The sequence below is a fragment of the Rhodococcus mengyinensis genome, assembly GCF_048381435.1.
GTDB lineage: Bacteria > Actinomycetota > Actinomycetes > Mycobacteriales > Mycobacteriaceae > Rhodococcus_F > Rhodococcus_F opacus_D.
This window is the reverse complement of sequence record NZ_JBLWIT010000091.1, coordinates 16,471-40,982: the sequence shown is the minus strand read 5'-3', so window position 1 is coordinate 40,982 and position 24,512 is coordinate 16,471. Positions and strand designations below refer to the sequence as shown.

The 24,512-nt window shown below is 67.0% G+C and carries 24 protein-coding genes; 11 read left to right on the top strand and 13 right to left on the bottom strand.

Annotation, left to right across the window (positions count from 1 at the left end; all coding sequences use genetic code 11):
- Positions 1 to 35: 35 nt before the first annotated feature.
- The 4 genes from ACNJ7E_RS16930 to ACNJ7E_RS16915 are packed head-to-tail and all read right to left on the bottom strand — an operon-like array spanning position 36 to position 4,188.
- Positions 36 to 1,688 carry a thiamine pyrophosphate-binding protein gene (locus ACNJ7E_RS16930; RefSeq protein WP_280782759.1) on the bottom strand — a complete coding sequence of 551 codons (1,653 nt, stop codon included), beginning with the start codon at positions 1,686 to 1,688 and terminating at the stop codon, positions 36 to 38.
- A complete protein-coding gene (locus ACNJ7E_RS16925; protein ID WP_280782758.1) occupies positions 1,685 to 2,743 on the bottom strand; it encodes an amidohydrolase family protein in 1,059 nt (352 codons plus the stop codon). The genes ACNJ7E_RS16930 and ACNJ7E_RS16925 overlap by 4 nt, the downstream gene beginning before the upstream one ends.
- 31 nt (positions 2,744 to 2,774) lie before the next feature.
- Complete coding sequence (locus tag ACNJ7E_RS16920; RefSeq protein WP_418340486.1) at positions 2,775 to 3,629, bottom strand: HpcH/HpaI aldolase family protein; 855 nt, start codon at positions 3,627 to 3,629, stop codon at positions 2,775 to 2,777.
- The gene (locus ACNJ7E_RS16915) at positions 3,613 to 4,188 is read right to left on the bottom strand and encodes an SRPBCC family protein (protein ID WP_280782756.1); all 576 of its coding nucleotides are present in this window, start codon (positions 4,186 to 4,188) and stop codon (positions 3,613 to 3,615) included. The genes ACNJ7E_RS16920 and ACNJ7E_RS16915 overlap by 17 nt, the downstream gene beginning before the upstream one ends.
- Before the next feature lie 573 nt (positions 4,189 to 4,761).
- Here ACNJ7E_RS16915 and ACNJ7E_RS16910 point away from each other — a divergent pair.
- From ACNJ7E_RS16910 to ACNJ7E_RS16890, 5 genes are all read left to right on the top strand, one after another.
- Positions 4,762 to 5,667: a substrate-binding domain-containing protein gene (locus ACNJ7E_RS16910; RefSeq protein WP_280782755.1), complete on the top strand. Its 906-nt coding sequence runs from the start codon at positions 4,762 to 4,764 to the stop codon at positions 5,665 to 5,667.
- A gap of 51 nt (positions 5,668 to 5,718) precedes the next feature.
- Positions 5,719 to 6,606, top strand: coding sequence for an amidohydrolase family protein (locus ACNJ7E_RS16905; RefSeq protein ID WP_280782754.1), 888 nt, complete (start codon positions 5,719 to 5,721; stop codon positions 6,604 to 6,606).
- A gap of 5 nt (positions 6,607 to 6,611) precedes the next feature.
- Entirely contained in the window at positions 6,612 to 7,676 is a 1,065-nt protein-coding gene (locus tag ACNJ7E_RS16900) for an extracellular solute-binding protein (protein ID WP_280782753.1), read from the top strand.
- 73 nt (positions 7,677 to 7,749) lie between these two features.
- Positions 7,750 to 9,555 carry an ABC transporter permease gene (locus ACNJ7E_RS16895; protein ID WP_280782752.1) on the top strand — a complete coding sequence of 602 codons (1,806 nt, stop codon included), beginning with the start codon at positions 7,750 to 7,752 and terminating at the stop codon, positions 9,553 to 9,555.
- 12 nt (positions 9,556 to 9,567) lie between these two features.
- Positions 9,568 to 10,716, top strand: coding sequence for an ABC transporter ATP-binding protein (locus ACNJ7E_RS16890; protein ID WP_418340485.1), 1,149 nt, complete (start codon positions 9,568 to 9,570; stop codon positions 10,714 to 10,716).
- Between the two features lie 52 nt (positions 10,717 to 10,768).
- On the opposite strand, the gene ACNJ7E_RS16885 is transcribed toward ACNJ7E_RS16890, so the two are convergent.
- The 8 genes from ACNJ7E_RS16885 to ACNJ7E_RS16850 form a co-directional block, all read right to left on the bottom strand.
- Positions 10,769 to 11,464, bottom strand: a complete 696-nt coding sequence (locus ACNJ7E_RS16885) for a GntR family transcriptional regulator (RefSeq protein WP_280782750.1) — start codon at positions 11,462 to 11,464, stop codon at positions 10,769 to 10,771.
- A 277-nt stretch (positions 11,465 to 11,741) separates the two neighbouring features.
- Positions 11,742 to 12,266 carry a flavin reductase family protein gene (locus ACNJ7E_RS16880; RefSeq protein ID WP_005237834.1) on the bottom strand — a complete coding sequence of 175 codons (525 nt, stop codon included), beginning with the start codon at positions 12,264 to 12,266 and terminating at the stop codon, positions 11,742 to 11,744.
- A 7-nt stretch (positions 12,267 to 12,273) separates the two neighbouring features.
- Positions 12,274 to 12,621: a cupin domain-containing protein gene (locus tag ACNJ7E_RS16875; protein WP_016884597.1), complete on the bottom strand. Its 348-nt coding sequence runs from the start codon at positions 12,619 to 12,621 to the stop codon at positions 12,274 to 12,276.
- A gap of 6 nt (positions 12,622 to 12,627) precedes the next feature.
- On the bottom strand, positions 12,628 to 14,085 hold the full coding sequence (locus ACNJ7E_RS16870) for a pyrrole-2-carboxylate monooxygenase subunit (RefSeq protein ID WP_011596400.1): 1,458 nt from the start codon (positions 14,083 to 14,085) through the stop codon (positions 12,628 to 12,630).
- Position 14,086: 1 nt separating this feature from the next.
- Complete coding sequence (locus tag ACNJ7E_RS16865; RefSeq protein WP_280782749.1) at positions 14,087 to 14,764, bottom strand: DUF2848 domain-containing protein; 678 nt, start codon at positions 14,762 to 14,764, stop codon at positions 14,087 to 14,089.
- Positions 14,761 to 15,573, bottom strand: a complete 813-nt coding sequence (locus ACNJ7E_RS16860; RefSeq protein WP_280782748.1) for a carbon-nitrogen family hydrolase — start codon at positions 15,571 to 15,573, stop codon at positions 14,761 to 14,763. Before ACNJ7E_RS16860 ends, ACNJ7E_RS16865 begins: the two co-directional genes overlap by 4 nt.
- A gap of 17 nt (positions 15,574 to 15,590) precedes the next feature.
- Positions 15,591 to 16,235: a GntR family transcriptional regulator gene (locus ACNJ7E_RS16855; RefSeq protein ID WP_280782747.1), complete on the bottom strand. Its 645-nt coding sequence runs from the start codon at positions 16,233 to 16,235 to the stop codon at positions 15,591 to 15,593.
- A 21-nt stretch (positions 16,236 to 16,256) separates the two neighbouring features.
- Positions 16,257 to 17,624 carry an MFS transporter gene (locus ACNJ7E_RS16850; protein ID WP_280782746.1) on the bottom strand — a complete coding sequence of 456 codons (1,368 nt, stop codon included), beginning with the start codon at positions 17,622 to 17,624 and terminating at the stop codon, positions 16,257 to 16,259.
- 328 nt (positions 17,625 to 17,952) lie between these two features.
- Here ACNJ7E_RS16850 and ACNJ7E_RS16845 point away from each other — a divergent pair, with 328 nt between their 5' ends.
- The gene (locus ACNJ7E_RS16845; RefSeq protein ID WP_418340484.1) at positions 17,953 to 19,566 is read left to right on the top strand and encodes an amidohydrolase; all 1,614 of its coding nucleotides are present in this window, start codon (positions 17,953 to 17,955) and stop codon (positions 19,564 to 19,566) included.
- Between the two features lie 9 nt (positions 19,567 to 19,575).
- Here the strand turns inward: ACNJ7E_RS16845 and ACNJ7E_RS16840 are convergent, their stop codons facing one another.
- Positions 19,576 to 20,205, bottom strand: a complete 630-nt coding sequence (locus ACNJ7E_RS16840) for a TetR/AcrR family transcriptional regulator (protein WP_418340483.1) — start codon at positions 20,203 to 20,205, stop codon at positions 19,576 to 19,578.
- Between the two features lie 164 nt (positions 20,206 to 20,369).
- On the opposite strand from ACNJ7E_RS16840, the gene ACNJ7E_RS16835 reads away from it, so the two are divergent.
- The 5 genes from ACNJ7E_RS16835 to ACNJ7E_RS16815 all read left to right on the top strand — a co-directional run bounded on the left by ACNJ7E_RS16835 (position 20,370) and on the right by ACNJ7E_RS16815 (position 24,506).
- Entirely contained in the window at positions 20,370 to 20,888 is a 519-nt protein-coding gene (locus ACNJ7E_RS16835) for an APC family permease (protein WP_418340482.1), read from the top strand.
- Positions 20,866 to 21,885, top strand: a complete 1,020-nt coding sequence (locus ACNJ7E_RS16830) for an APC family permease (RefSeq protein ID WP_418340558.1) — start codon at positions 20,866 to 20,868, stop codon at positions 21,883 to 21,885. The genes ACNJ7E_RS16835 and ACNJ7E_RS16830 overlap by 23 nt, the downstream gene beginning before the upstream one ends.
- A 2-nt stretch (positions 21,886 to 21,887) precedes the next feature.
- Complete coding sequence (locus tag ACNJ7E_RS16825) at positions 21,888 to 22,193, top strand: hypothetical protein (RefSeq protein ID WP_280782742.1); 306 nt, start codon at positions 21,888 to 21,890, stop codon at positions 22,191 to 22,193.
- 42 nt (positions 22,194 to 22,235) lie between these two features.
- Entirely contained in the window at positions 22,236 to 22,787 is a 552-nt protein-coding gene (locus ACNJ7E_RS16820) for a TetR/AcrR family transcriptional regulator (protein WP_418340481.1), read from the top strand.
- A 129-nt stretch (positions 22,788 to 22,916) separates the two neighbouring features.
- Positions 22,917 to 24,506, top strand: a complete 1,590-nt coding sequence (locus ACNJ7E_RS16815) for a GMC oxidoreductase (RefSeq protein WP_418340480.1) — start codon at positions 22,917 to 22,919, stop codon at positions 24,504 to 24,506.
- The last annotated feature ends 6 nt before the right edge of the window (positions 24,507 to 24,512 follow it).

The window sequence follows — 24,512 nt, the reverse complement described above, 5'->3', positions numbered from 1 at the left end:
ACTCCTCTTGTCGTTGGTCGTCAGCAACGTCCGGCTCACACGTCGTCGCCGTATTGGATGCGCCGGTAGGGCACGCTGAGCACGTCGCGGGTGATGCGGACGTCGATGATGGTCGGCCGCGGGTTGCGGACGTATTCGGCCAGCGCGGCGCGCAATTCGTCGGTTGTGCGGACTGTCGCGCCGCCGCCGCCGAGGGCCTGGCCCACCGTGCCCAATTCGGGGGTGGGGATCACGGCGAGTTCAGGGTCGAGGCCCTTGGCCTTCGCCTTGTGGTACTCGGCGCCGAGGGCTTGGTCGTTCATGACGACGACGAGCACCGGCAGCCCGTAGCGGCAGGCGGTCTCGAACTCCGACAGATGCATCAGGAAACTCGCGTCGCCTTCGACCACGAAGGTCGGCTTGCCGCCGTTGGCGACGACGGTGCCGATGGTCAGCAGCGGGGCCTGACCGATGGCGCCGAACATGCCGTAGTTCGAGGTGATCTCGCGGGAGCGCTGGAAGAGCATCGTGCCGAAGTCCGTCTGGTGCCCGCTGCCGAGCACCAGCCCGATCTCGCCGGGAAGTTCGGCGTCGAGCACCGAGATCGCCTCGCGCGGGTCGAGCAGGCCAGGCTCACTGCGGAACTCGGCCGGATCGATCAGCGGGGCCGTGAGCCGGCTGTGCACCTCGGGGGTGTGGAAGCCTTCCGCCTCGATACCGCGAACCCCCAGCGCGCCTGTCAGGGCGTCGAGGGCGGTGACCGCGTCGGCCTGCATGTAGCAGTCGGCGACCTGACCGTTGCCCATCACCAGATGCGGCGCGGTGTCGATCTGGATGAACTTCGCTTCCGGGAACAGGTATCCGCTCTCGATGGTGTAGTGGTTGAGGCTCGCGCCCACCGAAACCACGCAGTCGGCCTCCTGCAGCAGCTCCATCGCGAGCCTGCTGCCGAACAGTCCCGCGATCCCCACGTGGTACTCGGTTTCGGCGCTCAGCCAGTTCTTGGCCTGCAGCGTGGTGGCGAGTAGAGCGCCGGTGCGACGCTGGAGCGCGAGGACCTGCTCGCCCGCGTCCGCGTTGCGGGCGCCTCGTCCGGCGACGATCACGACTCGTTTGCTCGCCCCGATGATTTCGCACGCCTGCTGGATCCGGTCCGGGTGGGGCAGCAGCTTGGGGGCGCGGAGCAGCTCGGTGGACGGGACGTACGGCATGTCGTCCTCGAACTCCTGCAGCTGCACGTCGAAGGGTGCGCTGATCATCACCGGCCGGGATTGGGTGCGGGCCAGGTAGAAAGCGCGCTGCACCACTTCTGCGGCCGACTCGGCCTTGGTCACCTGGAGGAATTCGCACTCGATCGCGGCGGCGAACCGTTGCTGGTCGAGGTACTGGACGGCGCTGGTGTCACCCAGCGGCGTCTCCCCGCAGAACGCGACCAGCGGGATGCGTGCCCGGCTGGCCACGATCATCGACGTGGCCAGCTGCGCGGTACCGGGGCCGCTGGTCGTCGTCACGACGCCGGGCCGGCCGGATGCGCGGGCGTACCCGTGCGCCATGCTCAGTCCCGCACCCTCGTGGCGCACCTCGTACAGGCGCGTTCCGCGACTGGCCAGCGCGTTCATCCAGTGCATGTTGGCGTCGCCCATCATGCCGAACACATCCGTGGTGCCCTCGGCGGCGAACGCTGCTGCGAGCGCTTCGTAGACCTTCACCGCGCGATCTCCTTCTGCTTGTCGTGGTTGGCGATGCGGCTCGCCAGGCGTGGGAACACCTTCAGCGCATTGCCGCCGTAGATCGCCTGCCGGTCGTCGTCGCTGATGGAGTCGATGGAGTCCAGCAGCGCCTTGGTGTCGTCGAAGCGGTGCCCGGTTTCCGGGTCGACCCCGCGGACGGCGCCGATCATCTCGGAGGCGAAGAGCACGTTCTCGGCGGGGATGATGTCGGTGAGCAGTTCGAGGCCCCGTTTGTGGTAGACGCAGGTGTCGAAGAAAACGTTGTGCAGCAACGATTCCTGCAGGGGTGGCCGGCCCTGGTCCTGCATCATCCCGCGGTAGCGGCCCCAGTGGTAGGGGACCGCGCCGCCGCCGTGCGGCAGGATCAGCCGCAGCGTCGGGAAGTCGGTGAACAGGTCCGACTGGCACAGCTGCATGAAGGCCACGGTGTCGCCGTTGAGGTAGTGCGCGCAGGTGCCCTGGACGGCGGGATTACGCGACATCGCGACGTGGACCATCGCGGGCACATCCAGCTCCACCATCTTCTCGTAGAGCGGGTAGTAGATCCGGTCGGTCAGCGGCGGCGCCTGCCAGTACCCGTCGGACGGGTCCGGGTTGAGCAGGCAGCCGACGAATCCGAGTTCCTCGACGCAGCGCTCGAGTTCTTCGGACGACAGGCGGATGGAGGAGGCCAGCGCGTCACCGGGCGACTGCGGAAGCTGGCACACCGCGGCGAAACGGTCCGGGAACAGGCCGCACACCCGGGCGATGAGGTCGTTGCTGACCTGCGACCAGACCAGGCTGGTCTGCTCGTCGCCGTAGTGGTGGGCCATCTTTCCCGCGCCGGGGGAAAAGAGTGTGAGATCGGTGCCGCGTTCGAGCTGGAGCTTGAGCTGGCCCTGTTCGATCGCGGCCTTGATCTCGTCGTCGCCGATGTGCAACTCGTCGGGGGAAACTCGCGCGCCCGAATCCTCGAACGCCTTGATCTGGCGCTCGCGCCACTGTCCGAGCGCGGGTGGCGCGGTTGTGAAGTGACCGTGACAGTCGATGATCATGAAGGTTTTTCTCCAGGTGAGGTGTTCGGGGTCAGGAGCGACCGGTGAGTTTGCGGCCCAGTTCCAGGCCGGGATAGCTGCGCACCGGCGCGGACATGAGGAAGCGGTAGCCCTCGTCGAGCACCTGCTCGACGTTGCTCGTGGTCACGTGCGGGTGGCCGACCACGACTCCGTGTTCGTGACAGATCTTCACGATCCGGCGCCTGGCCTCGACCATCAATGGGTGGTCCAGCTGGCGGGGCACGCCCAGTTCCTGGCTGAGATCGCCCTCACCGATGAGGATGAGACCGATGCCGGGCACCTCGTCGAGGATCGCCGGGAGGTTCTCGATCCCGAACTGATCCTCGATCTGGATCACGACGAGGATCTCGCCGTCCGGGGCGAGCGGCCACACATCGGCCTTGGCGTAATACTCGTCGTTCGACAGACCCCAGTAACGGGCGGCGGCCGTCGGCGCGTCGCCCCGCACACCCGCCGGCTCGAACCGGTCCGCGCCGGGCAGCCGCGGGTAGCGGCACGCCGCGACCGCGTTGCGCGCCTCCTCGACCCGGCTGATGTGCGGCCACACGATTCCGTACGCTCCGAGGTCGAGCGCCTGCTTCGCGTGCCACTGCCCCTGTTCGGCTCCGTTGACGGGCACGCGGACGAGGGGCGTGGGCGACGGGGCGAGCGTACCGGCTTCGAATATGCGTCGCCGGTTGAGCAGATACTGCAAGCTGTCCCGTAATGTCGTTGCGTCCCAAGGCTTGTGCTCGGCCTCGAACACCAGGCCGTCGTAGTCGGACGTCGCGAAGTCGAGCGCCGCGGCCGGTTCGGGTGAAGCAAACGCCGCGAAGGCGTGCTGCCCCGATTCCAGGGCACCGATCACGCTATTGAGTCTTGCCACTTGCCACTCCGATCTGCTCGCTCTGTCGCTTGTGAATGGTCCTGTGCCACCAGGCGCGTACACGTGCCCACAGGGTGGGCCGGCCGGGCGCCGGCGTGACCACGGTGTCGCCGGCGCACCGGCGTACCAGCTCGTCCGTGAACTCCTGGGTCATCCGGGAAACCACAGCCCCGGCGCCCGCCTCGATCAGCGACGCGAGCTTGCCCGCGAGGCTCACCTCACCGGCCACATGCACTCGGGCTCCGCCGGCCGCGTGGTCTTCGGTGATCCGGAAGGTGGCGTGCGCGGTGAACCGGGTCGCGCCCTGCCCGTCCCGTCCGCGGGCGGACAGTCGTCCCTCCCGTGCGGGTTCATCGAGGTCGAGCGACATCCGGGCACCGAACCGCACCCGGATCGCGCTGAACTTCACGACCAGCGTGCCGTCGAAGGAGCCGTCGTCGTGGAACTGGCCGAGTTCGGCGCCGTTGATGCACGACACCACCTCCGTGGGGTCGGAAATGACCTCCCACACCCGTTCCGGTGGTGCGGGTACGGCGATCTCTTCGTCGATCTTTATCACAACTGTGTCCTCGCTTGGCGATCTGGAACAGCCTCCACAAATCGTTGTGGAGCTTGGGAACTCGCGAGACTCGATCAGCGAGCTGATGTCACGGGCGCCCCGCTGGTGGCGGAGTGCAGGCCGGCCGCCCAGGTGCGTTGGCGTTATCCGAGTCTCTTGGCGACGCGGCCTCAGATTGTTTAACAACTTTCTCTCGCACAGAGTAGCAGCGCGGCGTAGTTGTGGGCAACAACATGTATAAATCTCTAGTTTCGCCGCTGCGCCCGGTGCGGCCAGAGAATCTTGTACAACAATCTGCGTGAACGTGTGGCGCGGCGGACCATGGGAGCGGCGCGCCCGGTGGACGCCGCGGTCGCGGAGTAAGTCGTCGCTGCTTCTCGGATGCTGCATCGGGCAGAATTGTTAGACGATCCACGCCGCAGGGCCTTGTGTTGGGCCCGTCACACGCGTAAATTGGGCGAAACCGTAAGACAATATTGGTGGTCCGCCCGTCGGTTGAGGATCAGCATCAGTGCATCGGCACCGTGCACCCACTCCCTCCCCCGGGCTCGGACGCAACAGAGGAGTCATTTCATGCCCCGAACCTTGTCCATCGCGGCGAAGTCCTACCCGCACACCGCGTTCCTCACCGACCCCGGCTTCACCGTCGCAGGGCGCGCCGTCGAGCTCGCGGCGGCGGATCCGATCTACAAGGCATTCGCCCCCATGGTGCGCGAACTCCGCTACGACGTCAGCGAATTGGCCATCGCCACCTTCCTGCAGGCCCGCGAAGCCGGTGCCCCGATCGCACTCCTGCCGGTGGTACTGAGCGGCGACTTCCACCACCACTCGCTCACCCGCTGGCCCGGTTCGGCCGAAATCGACCCGGCAGATCTGGCAGGCCAGCGGGTCGGCGTCCGGGCGTACAGCCAGACCACCGGGCTGTGGGTCCGCGGCATCCTGCACGAGGAGTTCGGCGTCGACGCCAAGGAGGTCACCTGGGTCACCACCGAAGAGCCGCACGTCGCCGGCTACGTCGAGCCGCCGAACGTCGAACGCACGACCGGCAAGGTGCTGGAGGTGCTCGAGCGCGGCGATGTCGTGGCCGCCGTTCTCGGTCCGCCTGCGCTCGACGGGGCCCAGGGACCCCTGGTGCCGATCATCCCGAATTGGCGGGAGGCCGAGGAGGCGTGGGGCGCCCGGCACCAGACCGTGCCGATCAACCACATGCTCACCGTCCGGAGGGACCTCCTCGAAGCCGAGCCGCAGACGGTTTCAGCGCTCTACCAGGCTTTCGGCGCCGAGATCGAGGCGCGCAAGGCAGCCGATACCGCGCCCGGGCCCCGTGTACGCGCCCTACGGTTCGGGGTGACCGACGAGCTCGTCGCCGGTCTGCAGATCGCGATCGACTACGCCTTGCAGCAGAACGTCATCCGCACGCCGGTGACAGTGTCCGAGCTCCTCGACGATTTCACCCGGCACCTCGGCGATCGTGCATGAGCGCACCCCGCCCGCACGCCCACCCCGCCACCCACCAGCCATGAGGTACTGATGTTCACCGTCGACACACACACCCACATCATCTCGCCCGACACCGATTCCTACCCCGCAGACCCTCTCGGCGGCCACCGCTCCACCTGGTCCCAGGAACGGCCCACCGACATCGACGGTCTCCTGCGGGCGGCTGATGCCGCCGCCGTCGACCATCTCGTCGTCGTCCAGGCCTCCACGGTCTACGGATTCGACAACAGCTACGTCGCCGACCAGCTCACCCGGCACGCCGACCGCATCAGTGGGGTCTGCTCGGTGGACTTCCTCTCCCCGAAGGTGGTCGACGACCTCCACCACTGGATCGACGAGCGGGGCTTCTCGGGAGTCCGCATCCGCGCCGCCGACGGGACGACCGCAGTCCCGACGCCCGGCCGCGGCCTCGACGACGAGCGCATGGCGCCGGTCTGGCAGTTCCTGTCCGACCGCCGGGTGCCGGTCTGCATCCAGATGCACGCCCAGCACGCTCCCATCCTCGCCGGGCTCCTCCAGCAGTACCCGGGACTCACCGCGATCCTCGACCACGCGGGCCGGCCCCAGCTGGACGACGCCGCGCCGTACCCGGGCTCCGCCGGAGTTCCCCAGCTCGAGAAGACCGGCCGGGTCTTCATCAAGCTCACGCCGCCGGCCGTCCTGCGCGCACAGCGCGAGAGCGGATCCGCGGCACCGGTGGTCCGTACGCTGATCGAGAAGTTCGGCGCAGCCAACGTCATGTGGGGTTCGAACTTCCCCGCCTCGGCCGGATCGTTGTCCGAACTTCACGATCTCATCAAGACGCAACTGCCCTCGCTCGACGACACGCAGCTGGAACTGATCGCCGGCGGCACCGCCGGCCGGCTGTACGGGCTCACCCCTGCCGGCGCCGCTACCCCCAGCGCGAAGGAATGTTGATTGCCATGACACGAATCGGGCGCAAGTTCTGTCTGACCGCCTCGGTCATGGCGGTTGCCGTCGCCTTGTCCGCCTGCGGCGGTCCCCCCGCCGTTCCGGACACCAAGAACCTCGATGAGCTGTACCAGGCGGCCAAGGCCGAAGGGGAGGTCGTCTGGTACGCGCCGAAACCGGAGGCGCAGATGAAGCCGGCCATCGAGGCCTTCGAGAAGAAGTACCCCGGGATCGAAGTCAGGTACACGAACAAGAAGGCTCCGGACCTCGTCACCCAGCTCAATGTGGAGCAGGCCGCCGAGCGCGTGACCTTCGATGTCTCCAACGCCGGTGGGCTCACCGTGCTGCCGTCGCAGTCCCTGGCAGCGAAGGTCGACTGGGCGTCCTACGAGGTGCCCGGCGATCAGATCTTCGCCGATGACTTCGTCTACGTCTGGGCCGTCCCGAAAGTCTGGGCATACAACACCGATGCCCTGGCCGCCGGCGATGCGCCCGCGAGCTGGGACGACCTGCTCGATCCCCGGTGGGATGGAGGAAAGCTCAGCGTCGAGGCGCGCGGGTCCTTCATGACCGTGTGGGCTCAGGACCCGGCCCTCGGCACCGACGCCGGTCTCGACTACAGCTCCCGACTGGCCCAGCAGCAGCCCCACTACACCGAGAACACCACGCAGGCCCACACACTCGTCGTCTCCGGCCAGACCCCGGTCGGTACCGATCTGATCAACCTCGTGCTGGACGACCAGGCCAAGGGCGCGCCGGTCGCCGTCGCGCCGGTGGGCCCCACCAACGCCAACAAGTCCTACCTGTTCGTGGCCGAGGGCGCCCCGCATCCGGCCGCAGGTCGCCTGCTGACCGCCTTCCTCGCCTCGGAAGAGGGCCAGTCCGCCCTGGTCGACACATACAACTCGGCCATCCCCACCAACACGGACTGCACGGACGCCGCAACCAACCGTGTCATCGGCGCCCTGTGCGCCGCCGGCGTCGAGTGGTTCGGCGAAACCAACCTCGAGCAGTACGAGCAGTTCTCGGATTACTTCCCCGAGGTCGAAGAGGCCTTGGGCACCGACGTCAACTGACGGCCCCCACCGTCGCACCGCTGCCCGACGGGCAGCAGAAGACTTTATCCCCTCACCTTTGGAGACTTCAGCGATGCAGTCCGGCACCCCGCTCTCCACCGGCGGACGCCCGCCCACCGGCACGCGCCCACCCACCGGCGCACGCCCTCAGCAACCCGGCGTCCGCCCTGAGCCCACCGACGCACACCCGCACCGGCGAGACCGTGTCCTGATCGGCGTCAACATCGCCATCGGCGCGATCATCGCCTATCTCATGCTCTTTCCCCTGGGCATGCTGTTGTTCAGCAGTCTCAAGGACAGCGAGACGAAGCTGCCCTTCCAGGTCCCCGGGTTCACGCTTGCCAACTTCACCGCGATCTTCTCCTCGAAACGCCTGGTCGAAGTCGCGCTCAACTCGTTGATCTTCGTGGTCGGCACCGTGGGCCTGGCTCTCGTGATCAGCGTCAGCCTGGCCTACCTGTTCGAACGCACCGACATCCCCGGACGCCGATTCCTCGCGCCGAGCACGCTGGCCCCCATGGCCGTGCCGGCCACGGTCATGGCGGTGGCCTGGGTGCTGGCGGCCAACCCCACCAACGGCCCGATCGCCATCGTCATCGAGCGGATCTTCGGGTTCACCATCGACATCTACTCGCTGCCGGGCATGATCCTGGTCGCCGGAATCTTCGGCGTCCCAGGCATGTACATCATGCTCGCGCCGACGTTCGCCCGGCTCAACCTCGAGTTCGAGGAGGCGGCGGCCACAGCGGGCGCCGGATGGTGGACACGAACCCGCAAAGTGGTTCTGCCCCTCACGATGCCGGGAATCACCGCGGCCAGCATGCTGCTCGTCGTCATCGCGCTCGAGGAATTCGCGATCCCGGCCATCCTCGGAATGCCGGACCAGATCTACGTGTTCAGCAGCCTCATCCAGGCCTCACTGCAGCCGCCGTCGGGACTCGCCAACTACGGCCAGGCCAGCGCCTACGGCATCATGCTGGTCCTGCTGTCCCTGGTGATGATCGCCGTCTACCGGCGCCAGACCCGCGAGTCGCACCGGTTCCAGGTGGTGGGGGGCAAGGGATACCGGTCCACGCCGGTGCGGCTGGGACGCTGGCGCATCCCGATCTTCACGATCGTCTTTCTCTACGTACTCGTCGCGATCATCGTGCCCATCCTGACCCTGGTCTGGACGAGCCTGACCCCGTACCTCCAGCCGATCAGCCTGGACAATCTGGGTGCGCTCAGCCTCGCCAACTACACCGCAATCTTCACCAACCCGAGCTTGAGCCAAGCGGTCCTCAACACCCTGGTGATCAGCCTGATCACGGCGACGCTGACCGCCGGATTCGCCCTGTGGCTGGCGCTGGCCGCAAGCCGCGGCGGACGCATCGGCAGGATTCTGTTCGATATTTCGTTCCTGGTCTTCGCCATCCCCGCCGTGGTACTGGGAATGGCGGTGCTGTTCCTGTACCTGTACATGCCCTTCCCGATCTACGGGACGATCTGGATCATCATCATCGCGTTCACCACCCGGTACGTCCCGCGCGGGTCACGCATGATTCAGACGGCACTGCTCCAGCTCGACAAAGGACTCGAAGAGGTGGGACGTGTCTCCGGTGCGTCGAAAGGTGTTGTGCTGCGCCGGGTGATCTTCCCCCTCGTCGCCCCCGCGGTGTCGAGCACGTGGCTGTGGGTGTTCGCCCACTCCCTGGGCGAACTCCCCATCGCTCTGCTGCTGTCCAGCTCCGACAACCGCACCGTCGTGGTGCTGCTGTGGGACATGATCGGCGAGAGCGCGAACTATCCCGAGGCCAGTGCCCTCGCAGTTCTCCTGCTCGCCCTCTCCGCCGTCTCCGTCTGGTGGGTCAACCGCCGTGGCGTCCAAAAACACATCTGAGGTGTCGTGAACATGCAGAAACTCGTTGCTACCGACCATTCCGTACAGATCTCCGGTCTGCAGAAACAATTCACCCGTCACGACAGCGGCGAAGTGAACCGCGTCATCGACGATGTCAGCTTCGCCGTGCCGAAGAACAGCTTCTTCACCTTGCTCGGACCCAGCGGCTGTGGAAAAACGACCACGCTGCGCTGCCTCGCCGGACTCGAGACCGCTGACGGCGGCGAGATCTGGATGAACGGGAAGGCCGTATTCTCCGCCGCCGCGGGTCGCGACGTCCCTCCCGACTCCCGGCCGATCGCAATGGTGCCGCAGTCCTACGGGATCTGGCCCCACATGAAGGTGTTCGACAACGCCGCATTCCCGCTCCGATACGGCCGAAAGATCTACCCCCGCCCCGAGACGCAGCGCCGTGTCCTCGCAATGCTCGAACAGGTGGGGCTGTCGGAGTACGCCGACCGATGGTCCACCCAACTCAGCGGCGGCCAGCAGCAGCGGCTCGCGCTGGCCCGCGCGCTGCTGTGCGAGCCGGAGGTCCTGCTGCTCGACGAACCGCTGTCCAACCTGGACGCCAAGCTACGCTCACAACTGCGCGCCGAGCTGCGGTCGTTCCAGCAGAAGTTCGGCGTCACCACCATCTACGTCACGCACGACCAGGGCGAAGCCCTCGCCATGTCCGACACGATCGTCGTCATGAACCGTGGCCGAATCGAGCAGATCGGCTCGCCGAGCGAGATCTACGACTCCCCGGCGACACGGTTCGTGGCCGACTTCGTCGGCAGCGCCAACCTCATCCCCGGAGTGCTCGACCGGCCGGCAGGCCCCCGTGACCGTGTGGTCGACGCCAAAACGACCCTCGGGGTGGTGCGGTGCGAGCGATTCACCACCCCACCCGCACCGCCCACCGCCGGCCAGGAAATGTCCGTGTGCATCCGGCCCGAGAATATCCGCGTCGTCACTGCGTCACGGGAGCCCGAGGGCCCCAACCGGTTTCCGGCGCACATCATGACCGCCGAGTACCTCGGCGATCGCCAGGAGATGGTCGTCGCCGTCGGGGATGTCACACTTCGCGCGCACGCCGATGCGCACTTCGGTGCTCGCCCGGGCGACGACGTGACCGTTGTCCTGGACCCAGCGTGGACCGTTGCCCTGTGGTCGTAGTTGCCGTGGCTCGTAACAGTTCTGTCTGTGTGTTGTCCTGAGTGGATGAGGGCTAGTCGGCCGGTGGGGTGAACTTCAGCAGAAGTGCCCGCCGGGCCGACGACAGATGATGCCGCATCGCCGCCGCTGCGGCCTCCGGATTGTGAGTGACGATCGCGGCGAGGATGGCCTCGTGCTCCCTGACGGAGTCGGTCCGCGGCTTCTCGCGGTCCGCGTCGCGGTATTGCTGCATGACGAGCGGATACAGCAGGCTGTCGACGAACCTGGTGAGCGTGGATTGCCGCGCCGCCTGCTTGACCTGTTCGTGGAATCTGCGGTTGAGGTTCCAGTACTCCTCGCGCCCGCCTGGTACCTGCCAGTCCCACATGCGCTTACAGGTTTCGGTCATCGCGGCGATGTCGGTATCGGTGGCGCGTTCGGCGGCCTTCGCCGCCAGCGCAGACTCCAGCACCGCGCGAGTCTCCAGTATCTCGACCGCCTCGTCCACCGAGAACGAGCGGGTGCGAGCGCTGCGGTTCGCCTCGGCGGTGACATAGCCCTCCTGCGCGAGGCGCGCGAGCACCGAACGGATCGTCCCGCGTGAGACCTGGAGCTGCGTGGTGAGCTCCGATTCGGTGAGGCGTGAGTCCGGTTCGTAGTGACCGGAGAGGATCAATGCGCGCAGATCGTGGTAAGCCTGCGACGTCCGGTTGGCCCCCGAATCGGGGCCGCCGTCGTTGCCCGGGCCCGCGCCCGTAGCTAGCACCATGGTGTGTCACCTCGAGAAGTCGTGGATCTGAGGGGCGACGCGTCACGTACAACCTCCCACGTGATGTTGTATAACAACATCACGCGTTGCGTATCGAGCGCTTGATGTGAACGCGGTCAGGCGGGAGCAAACCTTCCCCTCCTGGGTCAATCCAGTCTGTACTGACGTTCACATTGTTGCACAATTTGATCCCCCCGGCCGACGAGAAACCGATCGTGAAATACGCGTGCTCGCCGGCGCACCGTCGGTGATGCGCCGGCGAGCACGTTCGGCCGGATCAGAACAACCAGGGGACTTCGTCGTGACCGAAGTCGTGGAAGTCGCCGAACCGCCCCGAGTAGAACACCAGGCCGGTGCCCTCCCGGCAGCGCATGTCGGTGACTTCGCCGTAGAAGACGCGGTGGTCCCCGATGTCGTGGGCGCTGTGGACCCTGCATTCGAGCTGGGCCAGAGCATCTTTGATCAGCGGCAGACCCGAGCGGCTGCGATCGCAGGGCAGGTCGTCGAATCGGGCGCCGCCCCGCGTGGCGAAGCGGCGGGCGAGGGCTTCCTGACGGGAGCCGAGGACGGACACGGCGAACGACCCCGCGGCTTCCACGGCCTCGGTGGTGCGGGAGCCGTGGGTGAGCGAGACGAGCAGGATCGCCGGGTCCAGGCTGATCGAGGTCAGGGAGCTGATCGTCATGGCACTGGGGTTGCCGTCGCCGTCGTCGGCGCTGACGACGGCGACACCGGTGGTGAACCGGCCCATGCTTCGTCGCATGTCCGTCGGGGTGGGGGCGTGGAATGCCGGAAGGGTCATCGTGGGCCTACTTACTGTGGTACCGGACTTCGAAGGTGACGACGCCCTCGTCCGTGCTCCAGGGGCCGTGCGGCATGCCGGGCGGCCGGCAGGCGTACATTCCCGCGGTGAACGTCTCGCCGAGGGTCAGGTCGGTGAACGACCCCTCGAGGATGTAGACCTCCTCCCAGAAGTCGTGTTTCTGCACGCCCATCGGTGTCGAGTCGGCGCCGGGTTCGTAGCGCAGGATCCGGGTGGCGACGTTGCCTTCCGGGTCCTTGGCGAGGATGCGTTCGGTGATCTTCGGATCGTCACCCGGACATACCGTCCACTCGACGTCGGTGACCGGGAAGAATTCGAATTCGGGCTTGGCCATGATGGTTTACTCGCTTTCCGCTTTGTAGCCGTCGGTGAACTGCTGCACTGCCGCGACGGCGCTGTCGTAGTCGTAGTTGCGGTACGTGTATGCACCCTTCACCACGAAAGGGGCACCGGCGTAGAACATCTCGTACTGCTGGTGTCGTCCGGCGAATTCGGATCCGATGATGTCCCAGGCCAGCTTGAAGAGCTTGACGCGCTCCTCGGACGGCACACCGGGGGACTGGACGTAGTGCTCGATGTCCCGGGACGTCAGCGGACTGGTGAGATCCTTGACGCTCGACGGGAGTTGCAGCACACCGCCGCCGACGAGGTCGCGCAGGATCGCGATCACCCGCGGGTAGATCTCCGACTGCAGGCCCATCGACCCGTACAGCGCCTGCCTGCCCGGCAGCCACATCCCGGCCGAATCCGGCTCGGCGGTGTACTCGGCGGCCAGCACCGCGGAACGGACGCCGCTGACGAGTGCGGCGAGTTCGCCGAGCTTCTCCTGAACGCTGGGGATCTTGTCCACCCCGTTGACCTGGGTGACCCGACGCGCAACGCCGGCAATGAATTCCAGCTTCGTCGCAAAGCGGATCTGCGCCTGCCAGTTGCCGAGAACGTGGGCGCCGGTCTCGAAGAACTGTCGGCGGACGCCGGTGGTGTCGCGGTCGACGAACACTCGATCCCACGGCACGAGGACGTCGTCGAAGACGAGGAGCGAGTCGGGCTCGTCGTAGCGGCAGGTCAGTGGGTAGTCGAACGAGCTCGTCGCGGCCGGGATGTACGGGCGGCGGACGTACTGCTTGAGGCCGGGGGCGTTGGTCGGGACCACGAACCCGACGGCGAAGTCCTTGTCGTCCGGGCCGAGCGGCTTGATGCACGAGACGAAGATTTCGTCGGCGATCGCCCCGCCGGTAGCGAGCATCTGCGAACCACGGATGACCAGACCCTCCGTGGTTTCCTCGACCACGCCGGCCTGCAGGTACTCGCCCTCCCAGCCCGACGCGGTCGTCGCGCGTGAGACCTGCGGCGGGATGATCGCGTACGAGACGTAGAGGTTCTCGTCGAGCAGGCGCCGGTACAACTCGGACACGTTCGCCCCGAAGTCGTGCCCACCCTCGGCCGCGAACACCTCGGGATGCGCGGCGAACGCGGCAAGGAACGTCCCCACATGATCGGGGCTACGACCGATCCAGCCGTGCGTGTGCTTCGCCCACCGCTCGATCGCCTCCCGCCGCTGCGCGAGCTCCTCCCGCGACCGTGGAATCGAGAACACCCGGTTGGCCGCGTTCCCGGTTTCGGGTGCGACGTACTGCATGCCGTTGGCCTCGTCCGCGGCCAGATCGAACATCTCGGCAATCGTCCGGGTCACGGGAGCGAAAGCCGGATGGGTGGTGACGTCGTCGATCTTCTCCCCGTCGACGAGCACTACGCGCCCGTCGTTCAGGGAGGCCAGATAGTCGGCTCCGGTGCGCATGTCAGTGTCCTTCGGTGGTGTAGGAGTGGGTCAGGGTTCGGCCGTCGGGCAGGGTGAGTTCGAGGTCCCACCGGTGACCGGGGGTGAACTTGCCGTCGAGCAGCGGCAGGGTGCCTGCGAAGCAGAGCAGGTCTTCGCCGGTGTCGCCGATCCGGTCGGCGAAGATCTGCAGAAGGTTGTGCGGTGTACGGAGGTTGGCCAGGGTGCCGTCCTGATACAGGACCCCGTCGACCCACGATCGGGCCCGGCACGCGTCCCAGTCGAACGACGCCCAGTCCGCGATCTCGACGACGGCCGGGCCTACCGGCTTCGGGCACGCCCGCTTCGAATCACCGATGTCGACGGTCTCGAGTTGGCGGTCGGTGTGATCGGAGCCGACACCGAGGTAGTACCGCCCGCGGTGCCTCAGGATCACCGGCTCGACCTCGCCGGAGGTGTGCGCGCCGGTGACGGGGGCCTGCGTCGCGGTCGTGATCGTCGCGATCTCGACGGGGTAGAACATCGGCACCTGTGCCGGCGGTGCGACTCCGATGGCGGCGAGCTCGTCGATGTGATGTTGCACCGCTGCTTCGTCGCGGCCGGTGTACCCGGCGACCAGGGTGCGGCCGTCGCCGAATTGCAGGATCTCGGAGGAATCGAGGGTTTCGAAGGTGAGCACCTCCGTGGTGGCGCCGGTCATGAAAGGACCTTTCTGCGGTTGAGGAAGCTGTAGTCGTCGAGCCGGTCCCTCAGGACCGGGAACTCGGCGCGGGTGCGGTCGACCACGGTGGGGTCGATCTCGGCGATGGTGATGCCCTCGGACGAATCCGCCTCGGCGATCACCGTTCCCCACGGGTCGACGATCCGGCTGTGGCCGCCGAGTTCGACCGAATTGTGGGTGCCGGTGGCGTTGCAGGCGATCACGAAGACCTGGTTGTCGACGGCGCGGGCCGAGGTCAGCAGCCGCCAGTGCTCCTTGCGGGCCTTCGGCCAGGCCGCGGGCACGATGACGAGTTGCGCTCCGGCGGCGACCAATTCGGTCCACAATCCGGGGAACCGCAGGTCGTAGCAGGTGGTGGCCGCGATCGGGCCGAACGGGGTGTCGGTGGTGTGGATCTGCGTCCCCGGCTGCAGGAGCTGCGCTTCGAGGGAGTCGTATCCGAACACGTGAACTTTGCTGTAGTGGTGGTGGATCTGTCCGTCCGGGCCGATCAGGACCGCGGTGTTGCGCAGTCTGCCCTCTTCGCCCTGTTCGACAATGCTGCCGGCGTGGATGTAGCACTGCCGTTCGACGGCGACGGCTGCCAGAACCTGGACGGTACCGCCGTCGAGGGTTTCCGCGGCTGTGGAGTAGTCGTCGAAGTGGTTGTATCCGACGCGCCACAGCTCGGGCAGAACGATCAGGTCGACTCGCTCGTCGAGTCCGGTCAGGAGGTTGCGTACGCGCTCGAGTCGATGCGCGGGGGTCTCGGAATCGGGGCTGGCCAGTTGAGCCAGGGCTATCTTCATGGGTTTCCTTCGTGCCGTTAGATGTTCGGCCGTTTCATTGACTGCAGGGTGGTGTCGAGGTGTTCCCGCACCGCCTGTACCGCGGCGTGGGGATCGCCTGCCGCGATCGCGTCGGCGATGGCGCGGTGCTCGACGAGGACCTGCTTCTTGCGGGTTTCGTCGGCCATCACGATGCGGATACCCATCCGCATCTGACGGTCTCGCAGTGAGCTGTAGAAGTTGTTCATCAGGGGGTTGCCGGCCGCACGGATGATGGCCGTGTGGAATTCGAGGTCGTGCGCGATGAAGTCGACCGGGTCGGTGTCGTTCTCCTGGAGGTCCAGGAGAATGCGGAGCCGGTCCGGCACCAGGCCCGGTTGGGGCGCCACTTCGGTGACCGACCATTCCTCGACCACCCGGCGGGCCTGCATGATGGCTTCGACGTCGCTGTCGGACAACGCCGGGATGAAGGCTCCCTTGTGGGGCACTCGCCGGATGAAACCTTCGGCTTCGAGGCGTAACAGCGCCTCGCGCACGGGGGTTCGGGAAATTCCGGAGGACGCGGCGACCTGCGCCTCGGACAGAAACATCTCCTCGTCGCGGGGCAGGGTGATGATGGTGTTCTTCAGCCACTCGTAGGCCAGCTCCGGTGCCGTTGCCCCGGTGGTCTTCGATGTCGTCATGGCTTGCCCCTTCGAGGAGAGTCAGTTGTGGACGGACGCCGGTGTTTCCGGTGTCCGGGAGATGGCCTCGTCGCCCACGGCCGCGAGATCCACGGACTGCGTTTCCCGCGCGAGGAGTGAGGCGATCAGGGAGATGACTCCCATGGCGGCAAGATAGGCACCGATGGCGTATCCGGTGCCGAACCGGGTGTAGAGCGCGATCGCGATGATCGGGGCCAGCGAGCCGGCCAGGACGGACGCGAGGTTGTAGGCCAGCGACACCCCGGAGTACCGGACCTCGGTGGGAAACAGTTCGGAGAAGAACGCGCCGATCACTGCGCTGTAGGCCGCGAAGATCAGCAACCCCACCGACACCGCGAGGGTGATCGCCGCCGGATTCTTCGTGTCCAGCAGCGCGAAGAACACGAACGCCCACACGATGGTGGCGGCGGACGCGGCGATGTAGATCGGTCGCCGGCCGATCCGGTCGGCGAGCACGGCGAACATCGGGATCGTCACCAGGGCGACGACCATGCCGATCATGACGGCGTTCAACCCGGTGCTGCGCTCGAGTTCGAGGATCTGGGTGATGTAGGTGATGACGAACAGCGAGAAGATGTAGAAGCCGGCGTTCTCGCCGAAGCGGGTGAAGGCCGCGAGGAGGATCTGGCGCCAGTGTCCCCGGACGGCCGCGGCGAGCGGCATGCCCTTCTTCTCGGCGGTCGCGGTGTCCCGGGACTGCTCGAACAGCGGGGTCTCCGCGACGTACAGCCGCAGCACCAGACCGATGATCACCAGCAGGGCCGACAGCCCGAAGGCGATCCGCCAACCCCAGGACAGGAACGCGTCCTCCGACAGCGTGGACCCGAGGACTGCGAGCACCCCGGCCGCCAGCAGGTTGCCCAGCGGCGGACCGAGATTCGGCCAGGCGGACCAGAACGCCCGTCTCTTCGAATCGCCGTGTTCGGAGACCAGCAGGACTGCGCCACCCCATTCGCCACCGAGGGCGAAGCCCTGCACCAGCCGCAGAAGCACCAGGATCAACGGTGCGGCGACGCCGATGGACGCGTACGTGGGCAGGAAGGCGATGAGGAAGGTCGACACTCCCATCAGCATCAGGCTGGCGATCAGGGTGGCCCGCCGGCCTTTGACGTCCCCGTAGTGCCCGAGCACCGCGGCACCGAGGGGACGCGCCACGAAGCCGACCGCGTAGGTGGCGAACGCGAGCATGGTTCCCACCAGGGGATCCTCGGTGGGGAAGAACAGCTTGTTGAACACCAGCGCCGCCGCTGTTCCGTACAGGAAGAAGTCGTACCACTCGACTGCGGTACCGGCGAGGCTCGAACCTGCAATGACGGGCAGGCTGGTGTGGGGTCTGCGATTGATAGATTTGTTGTTGGCGGTTGCCATAGTCGACTCCTAGGTCGAATCGTCGCTACGTGACGAGCTGCACGTCCTTGCGCCTACCTCCAAGTAGGCGACTCGAACGGTCGCGCAGATGGTGCTGCCGGGGCTCGGTGGCTGCTCCAACAGCTGCCGAGCCCGCTTTTTTTCTTGCCTCATCCGACTGTGAAGCCGATCACGAAAAGGCCGTACGCCAGTTGTATACGACCGGTCTACGATTCGCAAGAGGGCGGATGAACTCTCCGTTTCCGCCCCGCGACCGGGCAACTCTTGACGCAGGCCCGAGCACGACCTAGCTTAATCGAATCATATTCGATTAATTTGAGGAGGTGCCGTGGACGCCGAACTGCTCGTCGTTGGAGGCACGGTGCGCACCGGTGATCCCGACCGGCCGGTCACCGACGCGCTTGCCGTGGCCGGCGGCCGCGTGGTCGCGCTGGGGGAGCGGGCTCGTGCCCTGCAGTCGAGCCGCACCGAACTGATCGACCTGCGTGGGGGCGCGTTGTTGCCGTCGTTCGGCGACGGGCACGTCCACCCGCTGATGGGCGGGCTCGGATTGCGCGGTGCCTCGATCCGCGACTGCGGAACCGTCGACGAGGTCCTGCGCGAGGTGCGCCGATGGGCGGACGAGAATCTCGGAGCCGCTTGCGTATTCGGGGACGGTGTCTCTCCGACGCTCGCCGAGGGCGGGCGCTTCGAGGCCCGGTGGCTCGACAGTGTGGTGCCGGACCGGCCGGTGGTCCTGCGCACGATGGACCATCACACCGCGTGGGTCAACAGTGCGGCGCTGCGGTGTGCCGGACTGACTCGGGACACCCCGGACCCGGCAGGCGGGGAGATCGTCCGAACCGCCGACGGTGAGCTGCTCGGCACTCTGCGTGAATGGGGTGCGATCAATCCGGTTCTCGCACTGGTGCCGGAGGTGACCCTCGACGACCGGGTCGATGCGCTGGCGACGGTGTCGAAGATGCTTGCCGCCGCGGGCATCACGTGGGTGCAGGATGCGTGGACCGAACTCGACGACGTCGAGGTCTGGCTGACCGCCGCGGACCGCGGGAGGCTGTCGACCCGTGCCAACCTCGCGTTTCGTGCCACCCCGGAGAGCTGGGAGGCCGACCGGGAGGCCTTCGTCCTGGCGCGGCGGAAGGTCGAGGAACGCGGCGGCGACGCGGTCAGGGCGGGAACGGTCAAGTTCTTCGCCGACGGGGTGATCGAGGCCGGTACGGCGGCGCTTCTCGCGCCCTACACGGACTGTCCGCACTCCCACGGCATCAGCAACTGGACGACGGACGAACTGTCTCGGGCTGCGGCCGAAGTGGACCGGCTCGGGTTCCAGATCCACATCCATGCCATCGGCGACGCCGGGGTGCGCATGGCGCTCGATGCGATCGAGCACGTCGACCGCAGCAACGGTCCGCGTGATCGGCGCGCCACGATCGCACATCTGCAGTTGGTCGACGGTGACGACCTCGACCGGTTCACGTCCCTCGGGGCGGTCGCCAACTTCCAGCCGCTGTGGGCCCAACTCGACGCCCTGATGACGGAATTGACGATTCCGCGGATCGGGGCCGAACGAAGCGCGCAGCAGTATCGCATCGGAACCCTCACCGAACGAGGTGCACGGGTGGCCTTCGGCAGTGACTGGCCCATCACCGCCTACGAGCCGATCAAGGGAATTGCCACCGCGATTCACCGCCAGACCCCGTCCGGCGTACCGACGGAAGGATGGCTGCCGCGCGAACGCGTCGGCCTCGAACGAGCCCTCGCCGCGTATTCGGCCGGCGTCGCCTATCAGGGATTCGAGGAGAACCTGTGGGGCTGCCTCCGGCCGGGAATGCGGGCCGACATGATCCAGCTGCCGGTCGACCCCTACGACCTGTCGTCCACGCAGGCGCTCAGTGAGCTTGCCGTGACCCGAACCTGGTTAGGCGGCACGCAGGTTCACTGAGGTTCGGCGCTACCGCTGCACCGCGCCGCATTCCTGCAGGAGGTTGTGAAAGCCCGCCAGCAGGGCCGCCAGGCCGAGTTCGAACGCCTGCTCGGCCCTCGCCGGGCCGCGGGGTGCGGCGGCAAGGGCCCGCGTCAGGGCGTCGTCGGTCGTCGTCGAATCCGCTTCGATCATGACCTCCGGCGCGGCCGCGTCCAGGGCGGCCCCGAGGAGAAAATTCTCCGCGGCGGTGATGACGGCCATGATGTGGTCGTCCGGGAAGCCGGCGTCGCGCAGTCCGGCCGCCGCCGAGTGGTACACCGAGAGCGAGCCGGGATCGCGCACCGTCTCGGTGGCCAGGAGGCGGATGGCGGTGGGGTGCCTGCTGAACGCTGCCCGATAGGACCGGGCCCATTCCGAGAAGGCCTCGTCCCAGGGCAGGCGCTCGAAGGCCGATCCGTCGATTTCCCGGACGACGCGGTGGCGAACCAGTTCGACGACGGCCGCGCGGCCTTTGGCATGGTGATAGATCGACGACACCTGCACATTCAGGTGCCGGGCCAGATCCGGCATCCTGAAGTCGCCGTCACGATCGACCAGTTCGAGCGCCGCCTCCGCGATGCGTTCGCGGTCCAGGCGTGCGACGCGAGGTCTGCCCATCGGTGCACCCACCTCTCCAATCGAAATTCATTCGATTATGCCCTTGTGGCGCCGGTCACAACGTTCTAGTCTAATCGAAACACATTCGATTAGAACCTCGTCGCGTATCCGCGCCCCCGGGTTTCCCCGCCGCCGCGCCCTTGCCCTGACTGGAGACGTCCCTCATGAAGAAATCCGCACCCGGACCCGCCTCCGGCACGCAGCTGGAAGGCGGCGCCCTCGGCACCTCCGGCATCGTGTTCTTCGTCGTGGCGGCCGCCGCGCCGCTGCTGGTGATGGCGGGGGTGGCTCCCCTGGCCCTGAACGTCGCGGGCATCGGGGCGCCCGGCGGGTACATCCTGGCCGGACTCGCGCTGGGCGTGTTCGCGATCGGCTTCACCGCGATGAGCAAGTACATCCACAACGCGGGGGCGTTCTACTCGTACATCTCGATCGGACTCGGCCCCCGCTGGGGCCTCGCGGCCGCGGTACTCGCCCTCGTCTCCTACAATGCCCTCGAGATCGGGATCTTCGGCGCCCTCGGGTATTTCACCCAGTCCACCATGGCGGATCTGGTCGGACTGAATCTTCCGTGGGGACTGTGGTCGCTGATCGGCGTCGGGCTCGTCTGGTTCCTGGGGTCGCGATCGGTCGCGATCGGTCCATGTCGGCGCCCGGTTCCTGATCCTGCTGCTCTCCGCTGAGACGGGGATCCTCGTCCTGCTCGCGGCCGCCGTCCTTCTCCGGGGCGGCGCCGAGGGGCTCGGCGTCGAGTCGTTCGCTCCCGCCCACGTCTTCAGTCCCGGCCTGGGTGGGGTGCTGACCCTGGCGTTCGCCGCGTTCATCGGGTTCGAAGCGACCGCCCTGTATCGGGAGGAAGCGAAAGATCCCTCCCGGACGATCCCCCGGGCGACCTACCTGGCGGTTGCATTCCTCGGCCTCTTCTACGCCTTCATGGTGTGGATCATCATCCAGGCCTACGGCCCGGATCAGGCGCTCGCGCTCGCAGCCTCCGATCCCGCCGCAATGTACTTCGACGCCATCGAGAACTACGTCGGCGGCTGGGCGAGCACGCTCATGGAACTGCTGATCATCACGAGCATCCTCGCCAGCCTGCTTGCGTTCCACAACGCGATCACCCGCTACGCCTTCGCGCTGTCGCGCGAGCACGTACTGCCGCGGGTCCTCGGCACACTGCACCCGGTCTACAAGTCGCCGTACGTGGCGAGCGCCGTGCAGAGTCTGCTTGCGATGGTCGTGATCGTCGGATTCGCGCTCGCCGGCGCCGACCCCTACCTTCAGCTCCTGCTCTGGGTGAATTCGCCCGGCGTCGTCGGCATCGTCGTACTCCAGGCCATGGCCGCCGCCGCCGTTCTCGCATTCTTCTGGCGGGATCGCCGCGGGCATTCGGTGTGGAGGGTGCGGGTAGCCCCCGCAGCCGCCCTCGCCATGTTGACCTACGCGACGTGGTTGATCGTGGCGAAGATGGACTTGCTCACTGCAGCAGGACCCGCCGTGAACGCGGTCCTCGTCGCCGTGACACCGGTAAGCCTGGCGATCGGGCTGGCGCTCGGTGCGCGGCTCGCGCGACGCCACCCGGATCTCTATGCCCGGCTGGGAACCACCGACGTGGACGCCGAACCCTCGGTCCCACCCGGAGAAGTGAGCACCAGTCCCATCCCGCGCGGCAAGGCCACCTAGAAGTGCCTTCGCAGCAATCCGATCAGTTCGAGGTGGACGTCCGGCGCTACCGCCGGTGGCGCGACCGACGACGAGAAGCCGAACGACACCGCGCCCGACAGCCGAGACCGGGCAAAGAGGTCGACGACATCCTCGACTTCGCCCGAACCTGGGCGCCATTCGGCGGTCCCCCGGAGGGGGAGACCCTCGTCAACTTCGGGATGTGCCCAACTCGATTCACGGAACGACTCTGGGAAGTCATCGGCGAATTCGGCTGCGGGCGAGCCGACGAGACGCAATTGAAACGGGCCTATCCGCAACACGAATAGCGAGGGTGCTGGCCCTTCGGGATCGTGATCGATAATGGTCGCATGCGGTCGCGGAGGAAGATCTTGGACGCCACGCTCGACTTGGTCGCGAGTGACGGTTTCGAGGGGGTCACCATCGCGGCGGCGGCGCAGGGTGCGGGCGTCACGCGGCAGACCGTGTACTCCAACTTCGGGTCGCGCGAAGAACTGGTGTCGCAGGCGATCGCCGGTCTCGCCGTCGAGGTGCTGGGCGGGATCCACTCCCGCTCGAACGCGACCGACACAACGTGCGAGTACGTCGTCGAACTCATCGTCGCGGGCCGGGCCGCGGTGCGCGCGCATCCGGTGCTGGCTACCCTGCTGCAGGCGGAACGGGGAAACCCTGTTTTCGACACGGGCATGATGTCCCGCGCGAAACCCGTAGCGCGCGAACTGCTCGAGCCCCTCGTCGAGCGCGATCCCGGCGTGGAGTCGAGCCTGGACGATATCGTCGAGATCGCACTTCGGCTGGCGCTGTCGGTCGTCCTCTTCGACGACGACGCCGTTCACACCGACGACGACCTTCGCCGGTTTCTCACCCGCTGGCTGTCGCCGGCGATGCCGTCCAGCTCGTAACGGCAGTCACAGTTACTTCTTGACACATCTCGCTCAGAGTGTCTAGTTTGAGCTCGCCTAAGAGAAATGCTCCACGCTGATCTTTCGACATCTCGCCGAGTGAGTCCGTCTGTGATCTGGGGGAAATCTGTGTCTGCACTCAATCGCCGCTCCTTTCTGGCCGGGGCCGCTGCCGCGGGCGTCGCGTTGGCGAGTCCGCGCATCGCGCAGGCCGGGACCGGAGGCCGCCGGACTACCGTGCCGCTCACCCGCGAAGATCACCGGGTCATCGTCGTCGGGTCGGGGTTCGGCGGCGGCGTCGCGGCGCTCCGGCTCGCGGAGGCGGGCGTGCCCGTTCTGGTGCTCGAGCGTGGAATACGCTGGCCCACAGGGCCGGACGCGGACACCTTTCCCCGTGCGACCGCCCCGGACAAGCGCATCCTCTGGTACCGGTCCAGTCCGCAACTGTTCGGTGAGCCGGTGGCGCTGGAGCCGTACACCGGTCTGCTCGAGGCGGTGCCCGGCGACAACATGACCGCACTGTGTGCCGCCGGCGTCGGCGGTGGTTCCCTCGTCTACCAGGGGATGACGTTGCAACCGGCCGAGGCCGTCTTCAACACGCACCTGCCCGAAGCGCTCGACTGGGCCACGATGGACCGGGTTCACTACCCGCGGGTCGCGCGGATGTTGCGGCTCGCCGTCGCCCCCGACGAGTTGATCGACAGCCCGAATTACCAGGCCGCGAGGGTGTTTGCACAGAACGTGCAGCGAGCGGGACTGCCCGTGTCGAAGATCCCGATGCCGATCGACTGGAACTTCGCGCTCGACGAACTCCGCGGCCGCATGAAACCCTCGTACACCAACGGCGACGGCGCCCTCGGGGTCAACAACGGCGGCAAGCACTCGGTCGACGTCACCTACATCGCTGCGGCGGAAGCGACCGGCCGGGTGACGGTGGAAACCCTGCACCAGGTCACCGACGTCGAACGCGCCCCGGACGGTTGCTGGACCGTGTACGTCGACCGGATCGATACGTCCGGCAACGTGCTCGAGAACAAGATCCTCACCACGAATGCCCTGGTGATGGCCGCCGGCAGCCTGGGCACCACCAAGTTGCTGGTGCGCGCGGCGGCGACGGGTCGGATCCCGGATCTGCCGGACGGACTCGGAACCGGTTGGGGAACCAACGCCGACCGAATCTATGTCTGGACGAGCCTCGACGAAGAATTCGGCGCTCCGCAGGGCGGCCCGGTCGTCTACGGCAGTTTGAACTGGGACGACCCCGCCACCGCCGTCACGGTCATCCAGGCGTCGATGCCACCACTGTCCCTCGACGCACGCAGCACCATGCTCGTCGGATACGGCGTCAGCGAAGGCCGTGGGAGTTTCGTGTACGACTCGGCCACCGACGACGCGGTACTGCGCTGGCCGAAGGAAGGCGACGCCGTCATCCAGAACGGCCGCATCGATCCGATGGTGCGGAAGATCGCCGGGCCGGGAAGCCTACTCACGGACACCAACGCGCTGTTCCCCTCCACCTGGCATCCGCTCGGTGGGGCGTCGATGGGCTCAGTGTGCGATCTCGAAGGCCGGGTGCTCGGCCAGCGCGGTCTGTATGTGCTCGACGGTGCTCTGATGCCCGGCAACACCGCGGCCTGCAACCCGTCGATGACCATCGCCGCGGTCGCCGAACGCGCCCTGGACCACCTGGTCGCCCGCGACGTCGGAACGGTGATCTGACCACCG